The sequence below is a fragment of the Gandjariella thermophila genome (genome assembly GCF_005405885.1).
GTDB classification, from domain to species: Bacteria; Actinomycetota; Actinomycetes; order Mycobacteriales; family Pseudonocardiaceae; genus Gandjariella; species Gandjariella thermophila.
On sequence record NZ_BJFL01000033.1, the window covers coordinates 13,909 to 25,567 of the forward strand.

Annotated in this window: 12 protein-coding genes and 5 pseudogenes; 10 read left to right on the plus strand and 7 right to left on the minus strand. The window is 69.2% G+C overall.

Annotated elements, in window-relative coordinates:
* Positions 1–443, minus strand: a 443-nt coding sequence (locus tag FFT21_RS23095; protein WP_225978667.1) for a GbsR/MarR family transcriptional regulator, incomplete at its 3' end; no start/stop codon positions are given.
* A 91-nt stretch (positions 444–534) separates the two neighbouring features.
* Here FFT21_RS23095 and FFT21_RS23100 point away from each other — a divergent pair.
* Positions 535–636, plus strand: a pseudogene (locus tag FFT21_RS23100) (ABC transporter ATP-binding protein); the annotation flags it as partial.
* A 146-nt stretch (positions 637–782) separates the two neighbouring features.
* Here FFT21_RS23100 and FFT21_RS23105 read toward each other — a convergent pair.
* From FFT21_RS23105 to FFT21_RS23115, 3 genes are read right to left on the minus strand one after another with little or no spacing between them, the layout of a single operon-like run.
* Positions 783–1,346 (minus strand): barstar family protein, encoded by a 564-nt coding sequence (locus FFT21_RS23105; RefSeq protein ID WP_137816036.1) that lies wholly within the window; start codon positions 1,344–1,346, stop codon positions 783–785.
* A complete protein-coding gene (locus tag FFT21_RS29925; protein WP_225978668.1) occupies positions 1,343–2,686 on the minus strand; it encodes a ribonuclease domain-containing protein in 1,344 nt (447 codons plus the stop codon). Before FFT21_RS29925 ends, FFT21_RS23105 begins: the two co-directional genes overlap by 4 nt.
* A 5-nt stretch (positions 2,687–2,691) precedes the next feature.
* Positions 2,692–2,982 carry a WXG100 family type VII secretion target gene (locus FFT21_RS23115; protein WP_137816037.1) on the minus strand — a complete coding sequence of 97 codons (291 nt, stop codon included), beginning with the start codon at positions 2,980–2,982 and terminating at the stop codon, positions 2,692–2,694.
* Positions 2,983–3,165: 183 nt separating this feature from the next.
* Between FFT21_RS23115 and FFT21_RS23120 the strand changes: the two genes are divergently transcribed.
* The 4 genes from FFT21_RS23120 (at position 3,166) to FFT21_RS23130 (ending at position 5,390) form a co-directional block, all read left to right on the plus strand.
* Positions 3,166–4,380 carry a helix-turn-helix domain-containing protein gene (locus tag FFT21_RS23120; protein WP_137816038.1) on the plus strand — a complete coding sequence of 405 codons (1,215 nt, stop codon included), beginning with the start codon at positions 3,166–3,168 and terminating at the stop codon, positions 4,378–4,380.
* A gap of 140 nt (positions 4,381–4,520) precedes the next feature.
* A complete protein-coding gene (locus FFT21_RS28925; protein ID WP_153816572.1) occupies positions 4,521–4,697 on the plus strand; it encodes a hypothetical protein in 177 nt (58 codons plus the stop codon).
* 10 nt (positions 4,698–4,707) lie between these two features.
* Positions 4,708–4,941, plus strand: a complete 234-nt coding sequence (locus tag FFT21_RS23125; RefSeq protein WP_137816039.1) for a hypothetical protein — start codon at positions 4,708–4,710, stop codon at positions 4,939–4,941.
* A gap of 134 nt (positions 4,942–5,075) precedes the next feature.
* Positions 5,076–5,390, plus strand: a complete 315-nt coding sequence (locus FFT21_RS23130; RefSeq protein ID WP_137816040.1) for a hypothetical protein — start codon at positions 5,076–5,078, stop codon at positions 5,388–5,390.
* A 14-nt stretch (positions 5,391–5,404) separates the two neighbouring features.
* Here FFT21_RS23130 and FFT21_RS23135 read toward each other — a convergent pair whose 3' ends face one another.
* Positions 5,405–5,932, minus strand: coding sequence for a GbsR/MarR family transcriptional regulator (locus tag FFT21_RS23135; protein ID WP_225978669.1), 528 nt, complete (start codon positions 5,930–5,932; stop codon positions 5,405–5,407).
* Positions 5,933–6,023: 91 nt separating this feature from the next.
* On the opposite strand from FFT21_RS23135, the gene FFT21_RS23140 reads away from it, so the two are divergent.
* The gene (locus FFT21_RS23140; protein ID WP_137816042.1) at positions 6,024–6,944 is read left to right on the plus strand and encodes an ABC transporter ATP-binding protein; all 921 of its coding nucleotides are present in this window, start codon (positions 6,024–6,026) and stop codon (positions 6,942–6,944) included.
* Entirely contained in the window at positions 6,941–8,542 is a 1,602-nt protein-coding gene (locus FFT21_RS23145) for an ABC transporter permease (protein WP_137816043.1), read from the plus strand. Before FFT21_RS23140 ends, FFT21_RS23145 begins: the two co-directional genes overlap by 4 nt.
* Before the next feature lie 29 nt (positions 8,543–8,571).
* Here FFT21_RS23145 and FFT21_RS23150 read toward each other — a convergent pair.
* Positions 8,572–9,264: pseudogene (locus FFT21_RS23150) on the minus strand (glycerophosphodiester phosphodiesterase family protein); the annotation flags it as partial.
* 138 nt (positions 9,265–9,402) lie between these two features.
* Positions 9,403–10,098, minus strand: coding sequence for an ArsR/SmtB family transcription factor (locus FFT21_RS23155; protein ID WP_192909700.1), 696 nt, complete (start codon positions 10,096–10,098; stop codon positions 9,403–9,405).
* Positions 10,099–10,317: 219 nt separating this feature from the next.
* Here FFT21_RS23155 and FFT21_RS30750 point away from each other — a divergent pair.
* The 3 pseudogenes from FFT21_RS30750 to FFT21_RS29940 form a co-directional block, all read left to right on the plus strand.
* Positions 10,318–10,845 (plus strand): annotated as a pseudogene (locus FFT21_RS30750) (acyl-CoA dehydrogenase family protein); the annotation flags it as partial.
* Positions 10,846–10,876: 31 nt separating this feature from the next.
* Positions 10,877–11,170: pseudogene (locus FFT21_RS29935) on the plus strand (acyl-CoA dehydrogenase family protein); the annotation flags it as partial.
* Positions 11,171–11,277: 107 nt separating this feature from the next.
* Positions 11,278–11,622, plus strand: a pseudogene (locus tag FFT21_RS29940) (thioesterase family protein); the annotation flags it as partial.
* Between the last annotated feature and the right edge of the window lie 37 nt (positions 11,623–11,659).

The following is an 11,659-nucleotide window of genomic DNA, read 5'->3' on the forward strand; positions in this document are numbered from 1 at the left end:
AGTTCTTCCTGGACGAACTCGAAGAACGCGACGGACTCGGCGAGGCGGGTGCCGGCGGGGGTGTCCCGGCCCAGCGTGTCGACGCCCTCGCGCATGACGGCGTTCCACCGGTCCATCATCCGTTCCCGGCGCACCACCGCCTCGTACCAGGCGTCGTCGTAGACGTGGTAGTGGTCGCGGCGGGAGCCCGGCTCGCGCTGCCGGCTGACCAGGTTGACCTGAGACAGGTAGCGCACCGCTCCGGAGATGGCGGCCGGGCTGACCTGGAGCACGTCGGCCAGTTCGGCGGCGGTGAGCCGCCCGGAGTCGGTGGCGAGCAGGGCCACGAACACCCGCGCCGGCATGCGCGGCACCCCGGCCTCTACCAGCACCGAGGCGAACCGCTCGATGAACCGCTGGACGGCCTGCTGGTCGCGCTGTGGTGTGGGGTCCTCGCTGGTCACCACCTGATCCTCTCGCCTGTCCACCCTCGCCACCAAGTTTATACGGTTCCTTAACTTCACACGTTTGTGAAACACGTGTAGCTTCGCCGGCATGGCGACTGCGATCTCGGTGTCCGGCCTGCACAAGTCCTTCGGCCGGACCCACGCGCTCGACGGCCTCGACCTGACCGTCAACACCGGCGAGGTGCACGGCGTCCGGGTGGACGGCGACCGGGTGCGCTGCGAGGTGGACACGTCCGCCATTCAGCCGCATACAACAGCAGACTGAACAGCCACGCTTCAGCTCTGTCGCATGGTGCAGTTCAGCTACGTGTCCGCCCGGCACCAGTCGGCGACTCATCATGCGTGCGCGTTACTACGCCGACCTCGACGATGATCGACAATGGGCACAGGATTCGACGGATTGATGCACGAGCCAACTTCCGAATCGGCCGACAGTATAGCGTTGGCCTGCTCAAGTTCGTCGATGATGCTTTTCACCAGAAGGGGATCCGATTCGACGAAAAAGACGTGATACCGCTCGTCACCACTCCTCATTCGATCAAGGACATGAGGGAACATGTACACCAGCGCACCAAAGATGTTTGGATTGTGCGACCGGAGATCGGCAAGCCCGTCGACAACGACGACGTGCCCTGGATATTGGCCTAGCCACTCCAGATCGGACATCCAGTCAATGGCGCCGTGATCGTTCACTACCGGAGTCGGAAACTGGAACTCACGGCCAAGCAGAGCATAGTACTCAGCGGGAGTATGCACGTCGACGAGGTGCAGTTGGTGGCAGTCATAACCCGATGCCCGCGCGACTTCGAGCACATGCTGCGCGAGCGCACGCCCCACCCCGACATGCGCTGCCACGATCTCGTCCTCGAATATCGACGAAAGTGTCGCTGGGTAGCTCATGGGTAGATCCTAATGTATTCGACTCCGTGATCCCAGTAGTAGATGACGTCCGGGTTGGCGGGATCACCACCGATGATGATCCGATGTGCGCCACGCTTCATCCCCGGTCGTGCGACTGTCCACTCCCTGTAGTAGCCGGCAGGTTCGTCCGGCAAGGGATGGGTTCCTGTCACCCTGTCATAGTTGTCGAAGATCTTGCCATCGTGCTTCTGAAATATCGCCTTACCATCCTTGGCGCGTTGAATCGTCTCATCCACCATCTGCCGGGTGTCGGGATCGAGATCCCTGAGGCGTTGTCCCCCTGGCGGTTCGTTCGTTGAGTCGGCCACCCGCGCGGCTTCGGTGGCTTCGATGTTGGGGTCCGGGGTACTGCTGATCGCCATGGCGAGGCCGGCTGCGGCCTCGGCAGTCCCGGCGATGGCGATCGAGCCGCCGAGGGCGGTGAGTAACTGGCCGGCGACAGCGGCAAGGCGGGCGGTGACGCGGCTGAGGACGAGTTCACCGCCGGGGCCGGCGAACAGCGAGGCCAACCCGCCGGTCAGTAGCTCACCGACGATCGCCAGGGCCGCCGCGCCCAGCACCTCGACGGCAACTTCCTTGACAGCGTCGAGCATCTGCTCGTGCGTCTGCTGGATCTTCTCGCTGTAGTCGGCGAGTGCCCTGCTGATGGCGTCGAGAGCGCGCGGCAGGGCCGAGAGGATCGCCGAGTCGGCTTGGCCACCGACGCGGTTCCAGAATTCCTCCAGGGCATCCAGGTCCTCGGAGCAATTGTTGGCCGCCAACGTCTTGAGGTGGTTGTGGAGGTCGGTCGCCATCTCCTCCAGCGACTGCTTCGCGGAGTCGAAGGCGCGGCTGAGCGCGTAGAGTCTGTCGCGATCGCCGCTGGGCCAGTAGCGCTGCAGGACAGCGGGTATCCACGACTCACCCGGACCCACGAGCGTGGGCACGTCCGGTACGTTGACGGCATCGTTGGTGACCACCGGGCTCCAGGTCGGCGACTCGGCGCTCCCAGGAGTCGACTCGGCATCGGCCTGCCAGTGATTGCCCGCCGAGGTGTCCAGACCGCGAGCGATCCCGCCGAGTAGGTGGTGAAGCGTGGCGAAGGCGCTGACCACCTGCCGCGCTGCGGACTGGTACGAGTCGTTGAACCGATGTGCCGCATCGTCACACCCGGCTGCGCCCACGTTGTCCCTGAGCACCTGGAGCAGGCCGCGCATGACCACGTAGGTCTCGCCCTGCGCGTTGGAGAAGCGCTGCGCCACGTGGTGGTAGTCGTCGGGACGCACCCGGACCGGGGTGGCCGGCCCCGGCTCGGGCGCGGCGACCAGGGGCGTGGACATCGCCGCTATACCCGCCAGATTCGGGTGTTGGTCCGCACGGCGGTAGCGTGGTTGCCGTGGGCGGTGACGAGGAAGCGGTGTAACTCGGCCAGCCGCTCCTGCAGATCCCTCGCGGCCTCCTGCCAGCGCCGATGCGCCTCCCGAAATCCTTCGGCGGCCTCCCCCTGCCACACCTCGGTCAACCACGTGAGCCGGTCGGCCAGGTAGGCCAGGCGGGCGTCGATCTCGCGCACCGTGGTGCGCAGCGTCGACTCCGCCGCCTGCAGTTCGGCGAAGTCCACCACCAAGTCCGGCATCCACCCCCCCCATTGACACCGAGTGTGTTCGGCCGGTTCGTGACGGTGACACAATGCCAGCCGGACGACAACCACGTCCACGGCATCGGCGCCGAGTTGTCGGCGCGGTGACAACCTCGACGTGGTGATCGTCGATCGCCGGTACCGTGGAGATCAGCGGTCCCGTGGCGGGGAGGCGGAGCCATGGACGAGGGACATGAGATCGGTCGGCGGCTGCGGGAGATCCGGCACTGGCGCCGCCTGTCCTTGAGCGTCGTCGCCGGCCTGTCCGGCATCTCGATCGGCCACCTCTCGCGCATCGAACGTGGCGAACGCCCGGTCACGAAACGTCGCACCCTCGAAGCCCTGGCCAACGCGCTGCGTGTCTCCCCGACTGAGCTGACTGGACAGCCGTTTGCGCCGGTTGATCCGTTGTCCAACGAAGCACACGCCAGCATTGCGGCTGTGGAGACCGCCCTGGATGCCTACGACCTGGGCACCGATCCAGGCGTCCCCATGCGACCATGGCCAGAGCTTGCGGCCGCCGTCTCACATCTGAACGAAGAACTCCGCGCCCAAGCGGACTACGCGGCTCAGGGAAAGGTGCTTCCGGGCCTACTAGCCGAGTTGCACGCCGCCTACGTTCGAGCCCCGGAGCACCGCCGAGACGCCCTGGAAGGCCTGGTGTATGCCTACCGAGCCGCCGCGTCGGTAGGCAAGAACCTCGGCGCCCGGGGCCTGCCGATGTTGGCTGCTCGCCTGGCGCAGGTCTGTGCCGAGCATCTTGCCGCCCCAGAATGGATCGGCTTCGCCACGTATCTGCGGGGCATCATGGGCGGACAGCACCACCGATCACACCAGTACGCGTTGTCCACGCGCACCATCGACCAGATCAGTGGCAGCCTGTCGACCCCCTCAGTGACGCAGGTGACCGGCACTCTGCACCTCAACGCGGCATTGGCATCCGCGGCGCAGGGCGACGCCGAGCGGACGCGGGACCACCTCGCCGAAGCCGCCGACCTCGCCAACCGGCTTCCCGGCCAAGGCGAGAACTTTGCGGGCCTGTACTTCGGCGCTGTCAACGTGGGGCTTTGGCGGGTATCGCTGGCCACCGAACTCGGAGAGGGCGCGAGGGTAGCCGAGTACGCCCATGACCTGCGTCCGGAGACCATCCCGCTTCGATCCTGGCAGGCGACGTACTACATGGACCTCGGCCGTTCTCTGGCCAGCGAACGCCGGACTCGCGAGCGCGGAATCCAGAACCTGATGCGGGCTGAACGCATCGCGCCGCAGTTCGTGAGAAACAACGTGTTCGCGCGAGAGGCCGTGTCCGGCCTGCTTCCCGCCGCTCGCCGCGACGCGGCCGGACGGGAGTTGCGTGGCCTGGCGTATCGGATGGGTCTCGCCCCGACCGGGTGACTTTGCGTTCCGCGCAAACCCGTGGCACGGCGGGTTCATAGCGTCGCGGGCGTGATTGATCAAGAACCGCACGGCCCCAACGCGCGGCCGCGCCGCGGCACTGGCCCGCCGTCCACCGGTCACTTTTCGGGGGTGGTCCGGTGACGTACCACCGGCTCCTCGTCCACGCCATCGCCGACTCGGTGGCGCTGGCGGCCGGGATCGGGCTCGCCTGGGTGATTCATCTGGTCTTCCCGCACCACTGCCCGTGGCGGATCAGTCAGCGGGCACGGCTGCGCCGATGGTTCCGGCGACGCCACCGCGCCGGCCGGGACTGACGGAGCCGCGATGCGCCGCGAGCTCCGGGAATTCCTCGTCCATTTCCGGCATCTGGTCCATGAGATCGGCGCGCTCACCGTGGAACTCGCCGGTGAGGAGATGCCCTATGAACGGCAGATCGCCCTTGCCGACCATCTCGTCGCACTGGGCCGGGAACTCCGTGCAATCGCCCGCGACTCGGACGCTGCGGTGATCGATGGCCACGTCGTCGCCGGCCAAGCTGACGCAGAGGACCACATGTGAACGGCTGCCACCGTGGAGACCTTCGATCCGGGTACGTTCCCGCTCCCCTGGTACTGCGCCATGTCCCGGAACTCGCCGACCTCAACCCGGCGCCTGATCAGTGGCAGTGGTGGGCGGTTCCCAGTGCTTCGGGCATGGCCGCCGCCATCGTCGGCGTGCATGTCGCGGCTGGCCGCCTTCGCGCGCTTCACGTCTACGGATCACACGCCGCCGGCGCTGTCGAGGTGGACACGACCCGGCTGCCGTCCCGCACCGTCCGCGACATGCACGGCACACTCTCCGAGGCCCTCACCGCCCTGGCGGCGGCCAGGGCGGTGAGGGCCTCGGAGAGCCATCACGATCCCGCCCTGTTTGACATCGATGCGGGCCATCTCATACACCTTCGGTCATGCGGCGACCGCGGAATGGCCGCCAATCGCTGTGTCCGGCCGTCACATGACGTCCGCTGACCACGGCGCGGACGCTAACCGCGCGTTGGTGAGTCACCGGCACTCGGGTCGTCGCGGAGTTCGGCCTTGCGCTTGCGCCAGCGTTCGAGCATGTCGGGTAGTTCTTCCTGGACGAACTCGAAGAACGCGACGGACTCGGCGAGGCGGGTGCCGGCGGGGGTGTCCCGGCCCAGCGTGTCGACGCCCTCGCGCATGACGGCGTTCCACCGGTCCATCATCCGTTCCCGGCGCACCACCGCCTCGTACCAGGCGTCGTCGTAGACGTGGTAGTGGTCGCGGCGGGAGCCCGGCTCGCGCTGCCGGCTGACCAGGTTGACCTGAGACAGGTAGCGCACCGCTCCGGAGATGGCGGCCGGGCTGACCTGGAGCACGTCGGCCAGTTCGGCGGCGGTGAGCCGCCCGGAGTCGGTGGCGAGCAGGGCCACGAACACCCGCGCCGGCATGCGCGGCACCCCGGCCTCTACCAGCACCGAGGCGAACCGCTCGATGAACCGCTGGACGGCCTGCTGGTCGCGCTGTGGTGTGGGGTCCTCGCTGGTCACCACCTGATCCTCTCGCCTGTCCACCCTCGCCACCAAGTTTATACGGTTCCTTAACTTCACACGTTTGTGAAACACGTGTAGCTTCGCCGGCATGGCGACTGCGATCTCGGTGTCCGGCCTGCACAAGTCCTTCGGCCGGACCCACGCGCTCGACGGCCTCGACCTGACCGTCAACACCGGCGAGGTGCACGGCTTCCTCGGCCCGAACGGGGCCGGCAAGTCGACCACCATCCGGATCCTGCTGGGCCTGCTGCGCGCGGACGCCGGGCAGGTCCAGCTGCTCGGCGGCGACCCGTGGCGGGACGTGACCACGCTGCACCGCCGGCTCGCCTACGTCCCCGGCGACGTGACGCTGTGGCCGAACCTCACCGGCGGCGAGGTGATCGACCTGCTCGGCCGGCTGCGCGGCGGGCTGAACCCGCGCCGCCGGGCCGAGTTGCTGGACCGTTTCGAGCTGGACCCCAGGAGGAAGGGCCGCGCCTACTCCAAGGGCAACCGGCAGAAGGTCGCCCTGGTCGCCGCGCTGGCCTCGGACGCGGAACTGCTCATCCTGGACGAGCCGACCTCGGGCCTGGACCCACTGATGGAGGCGGTGTTCCGGGACTGCATCACCGAGGAGCGACGCACCGGCCGCACCGTGCTGCTGTCCAGCCACATCCTCGCCGAGGTGGAGGCGCTGTGCGACCGGGTGAGCATCATCCGCGGCGGCCGCACCGTGGAGAGCGGCACCCTGGCCGAACTGCGCCACCTCACCCGCACGTCGATCTCCGCCGAGCTGGCCGGCCCGCCGGACGGGCTGGCCACGCTGCCCGGTGTGCACGGCGTCCGGGTGGACGGCGACCGGGTGCGCTGCGAGGTGGACACGTCCGCTTTGGACGGTGTGCTGGCGCACCTGGCCAGGACCGGCGTGCGCAGCCTGGTCAGCCAGCCGCCGACGCTGGAGGAGCTGTTCCTGCGCCACTACCAGGACGACCCCCACCACCAGGACGACGGGGCGGGGGTGGCCCAATGAGCGCCCTGGTGGGTACCGGTTCGCTGGTGCGGCTGGCGCTGCGCCGTGACCGGGTGCTGCTGCCCGCGTGGCTCGCGGTGTTCGTGCTCATGGCGGCGGGGTCGGCCGGGGCGACGGTCGGCATCTACCCCACCGCCGCGTCCCGCGCGCAGGCCGCGGCGAGCATCAACGACACGCCGTCCCTGGTCGCGCTGTACGGCCTGGTGTACGACCCGACCTCGCTGGGCGCGGTCGCGCTGATCAAGATGATCGCCTTCGGCGCGGCGCTGGTGGCGGTGCTGTCGGTGGTCGTGGTTGTCCGGCACACCCGGGCCGAGGAGGAGGCCGGCCGGCTGGAACTCGTCGGCGCGACGGTGGTCGGCCGGCACGCGCCGCTCGCCGCCGCGCTGCTGGTGGCCGTGGCGGCGAACGTCGTGCTCGGCCTGGTCACCGCGGCGAGCCTGGTCGCGGCCGGGCTGCCCGCGCCGAGCTCGGCGGCGTTCGGGCTGGCCTGGGCCGGGGTGGGCATCGCGTTCGCCGCGGTGGCGGCGGTGGCCGCGCAGGTCACCGAGAGCGGCCGGGCGGCGATCGGTACGGCCTGCGCCGTGCTGGGCGCGGCCTACGTGCTGCGGGCCATCGGCGACACGTCGGCGGCCAGCGGCAGCGGGCCGGGCTGGTTGTCGTGGCTGTCCCCGGTCGGCTGGGGCCAGCAGGTGCGCCCGTACGCCGGGGACCGCTGGTGGGTGCTGCTGCTGCCGGCCGGGTTCGCCGCGGTGCTGACCGCGGCCGCGTACGCGCTGGTGCTCCGCCGGGATCACGGCGGCGGCCTGCTGCCGGACCGGCCGGGGCGGCCGACCACCGCGCCGAGCCTGCGCGGCCCGCTGGCGCTGGCCTGGCGGCTGCAGCGCGGTTCGCTGCTCGGCTGGACCGCCGGGTTCGTCCTGCTCGGCGTGGTGTTCGGGAACGTGGCCTCCGGGGTGGGCCGGCTGGTGACCAGCCCGCAGGCCCGGGAGATGATCAGCAGGCTGGGCGGCGAGCACGCGCTCACCGACGCGTTCATGGCCACCGAGCTGGGCTTCGTCGGCGTGCTCGCGGCGGCGTTCGGGGTGCAGGCGGCGCTGCGGCTGCGCACCGAGGAGACCGCGCTGCGCGCCGAGCCGCTGCTCGCCACCCCGGTGCGGCGGCTGGCCTGGGCCGGCAGCCACCTCACCGTCGCGCTGGCCGGCACGGCCGTGCTGCTCGCCGGCGCCGGTCTCGGCGCGGGGCTGGCGCACGCGGCCGGCACGCACGACGCCGGGCAGGTCGGTCGGGTCCTGCTTGGCGCGCTGGTGCACGCGCCGGCGGCATGGGTGGTGACGGGTGTCGTGGTGGCCGCGTTCGGCTTGGCCCCGCGGCTGGTGGTGGCCGGCTGGGTGGCACTGGTGGCGTTCCTGCTGCTGGGCGTGCTGGGGCCGGTGTTCCGGCTGGACCAGTGGGCGATGGACCTCTCGCCGTTCACCCACGTGCCCCGGCTGCCTGGGGGTGAGCTATCCGCGACGCCGCTGGTCTGTCTGGTGCTGGTCGCCGCCGCGCTGGTCGTGGTCGGGCTGGCCGGGTTCCGCCGGCGCGACATCGGCTGAACCGGTCGCGCCGGCGGAACGGGGACGGGTCAGGGTGTCGCCGGGTAGGGCCGGGGCAGCGGCATGTGCCGGTCGGCCATGACCCGCCGCAGCCGGTCCGGGTAGTCGGTGATGATGCCGTCGACGCCCGCGTCGATCAGGGCGTTCATCGCCGCCGGGTCCTCGACCGTCCACGGCACCACCGGCAGACCGAGCCGGTGCGACTCCCGCACCAGATCCTCGGTGACCAGCGCCTGATCCGGGGAGAGGATCTGGGCGTGCACCGCGCGGGCGGCCGCGGGGACGTCGCCGTGGTAGTCGTCCACGTCGATGCCGGCGAGCCACGGCGACGGCCCCGGCTGGCCCACCTGCGCGGTGGACGCGTCGATCAGCGCCACCCGCCTGAGCCGGGGCGTCAGCCGCTCGGAGATCCGCAGGGTGCGCCAGTCGAAGCTCTGCAGCGTGGTCCGCCACACCGCGTGGTGCCGCTCGATCACCTCGGTCACCTTCCGGGTGAAGGTGTCCGGGTCCACCGTCTGCGCCGGCTGCGTCGGATCGATCTTCGTCTCGACGTTGAGGTGCACCGCGGTCGCGTGCGCCCGCTCGGTGAGCGCGTACACCTCGTCCAGCGTGGGGATACGGGTGCCAGGCACCGGCTGCTGCGTACCGACGAACGAGTCATGCGCCGGGTCGGCCGGGCGGCGGGTGCCGCAGTCCAGCGTCTTGATCTCCGCCAGGGTCTGATCACCGGCTCGTACGGGACTCGCCGCGTTTCCTTCCGGGGATGGCGAGGGTGTCGGCCTCGACGGCGGGGGCCTGCCGCTGACTACACGGCCTTGGGACTAGCGGAGAGGTGAGTAACTCGGCATCGGGCGTGCGTGTCATCCAGGGATGCCCAGTACGTGGGCTAGGCCTTTCCGGCCGGCTTGAGTGATCTGCAGTGCGCGGGTGTTGGGCAGGGGACGGAGCCAGTTGCGGTCGAGTAGGGAGGCGAGTACGGCTGCGCCGAGTGCTCCGCCGAGGTGGTGGCGCTGCTCGATCCAGTCGGGGCAGGCGAACGCGAGCTTGCGGCGTCGCGAATCGAGGGCGGTGAGTCCGACGCCGAGGGCGATGAATGTCTGCTCTGCGTGTGGGCCGAGTGCGATGGTCTCCTGGTTCGCGTCGATGGCCCGGTGTGCAAGGAGCCGCTCGAAGAGTTGCACGCCGATCTTGCCGGCGAGATGGTCGTAGCAGGACCGGGCATTGATCAAGTTTTGGTCGATCTTGTCGCCGATGTGGCGGATCGTCAAGCTCGTGCCGACCGCGGCGTGGAGTTCTCCGAGAAGCTCCTGGGTGCGGGCCGATGCCAGGTGATAGGTGGCGTGGCGCCCCTCGCGGGACACGGTGACCACACCTGTCTGACGCAGCCGCGAGAGGTGGTTCGACAGGGTCGTGACCCTCATGTCCAAGGCGGCAGCTATCTCGCTGACCCGGATGGGTCCCTCGGTTGCCAGCAGGGTGAGGATGCGCACCCGAGCGGGTGAGCTGAGCTGCCGGGCGAGTTCCGCCACGGCCTTGGCTGCTTGTTCGTGGTCCATTCCTGCCATCACGTCTATTCGCGGCCTCGCTGCCACGACTGTAAGGCGTGCCACTTAGTAGCTGACAGGCCACTGATCGTGTGACTAGTGTCCCTCCATAGTTCACGGGATCGTGAACTATGGAGGTTGACCATGGGGGATGACTGAGGGGGGACCTTGACTGATCAGACCGTGTCCACACAGGACTTTCTGGACCTTGCCGAGCAGACGCGGGCGTGCGTGCGCGACACCCTGACGCAGGTGCTCGGGGGCTTCCCGGACGGTGAGGAGCTCGACCTGACCGCGCGGCGGGCGGTCCTGCGCGAGTTGGGCCGCCTGCGGTGGATCGGTATGGCCATCCCGCAGCGGTGGGGCGGACTGGGGCAGGGCCACCTTGCGCGCGTGGTGGCGATCGAGGAGGCCGCACGCCTGCGCCCTGCCGTGGGAGCCACCCTGAGCGCGGCCGCGTTAGGTACCGGCCTGCTGAGTGAGTTCGGCAGTCGGGAGCAGCGTGCCCGGTGGCTTCCGGGGCTCAGTTCGGGCCAAGACGTGATGACCATCTGCATGACCGAGCCCGAGTCGGGTTCGCACCTGCTGGGCATGGAAACCCAGGCCCGGAAGGTTGACGGCGGTTGGGAACTGTCGGGACGCAAATGGTTTATCGGCAATTCGAACCTTGCCAGTCTGCACGGCGTTATCGCTCGCACTGGCACCGAGGGTGACTCGCGAAGCCTGACCGCATTTGTGGTCGAGGCATCCCGCGAGGGGGTGAGCGCCGACACCGAGCCTCTACCACGCCGCGTCCCGGCTGGACGCTCGACGGACCCACGACCTCGGTTTGATCGTTGGCAAGCTGTTGGCCAGCGAGACAGCGGTGGATGCCGCGCTGGCGGCGACACGTCTGCTGGGCGCGCGCGGAGTACATCCGGAGATCGGTGCGGTGCAACTGGTCAACGACGCGCTGATGACGCTGTCACCGTCGGGCACATCGGAGGTCAACCGCAAGCGCATCGCGGAGATCGCACTCGGCCGTTACCACGCCGTGGTGCCGCCATGGGACGAGCAGCAGGAACGAGAAGGGATCATGGGATGAGGACCGGTCTTTCCGTTGGGGATGTGCAGACGCTGGAGTTCGTGGTGCCGGCCACGAAGACCATTCGCCACCTTTATCCCGAGTCGGAGGATTACCAGCGAATGCCCGAGGTGTTCGCGACCGGCTTCATGGTCGGTCTGCTTGAGTGGAGCGCCATCCTCGCTCTGCGACCGTACTTGGAGGACGGTGAAGGCAGTGTGGGCACCCGGGTCGACATCAGCCACACCGCGCCGACCCCGCCGGGCGCCAAGCTCATCGTCACCGCCTGCTGCACCAAGATCGAGGACAACTACATCGAGTGGGACGTCGAGGCACGCGACGAGGACGGGGACGTCGCCGCCTCGGGGCGGCACGGCCGCCACATCATCGACATAGAGCGCTTCCTGCACCGCGTTGACGCCAAAACCAAGCGGCTGGTAGGCCGGGACGTGGCGGCTGCGCAGCCAGCATGACGTCCGGATTGCCCACTCGCCCGGGCACGGCGCCGGC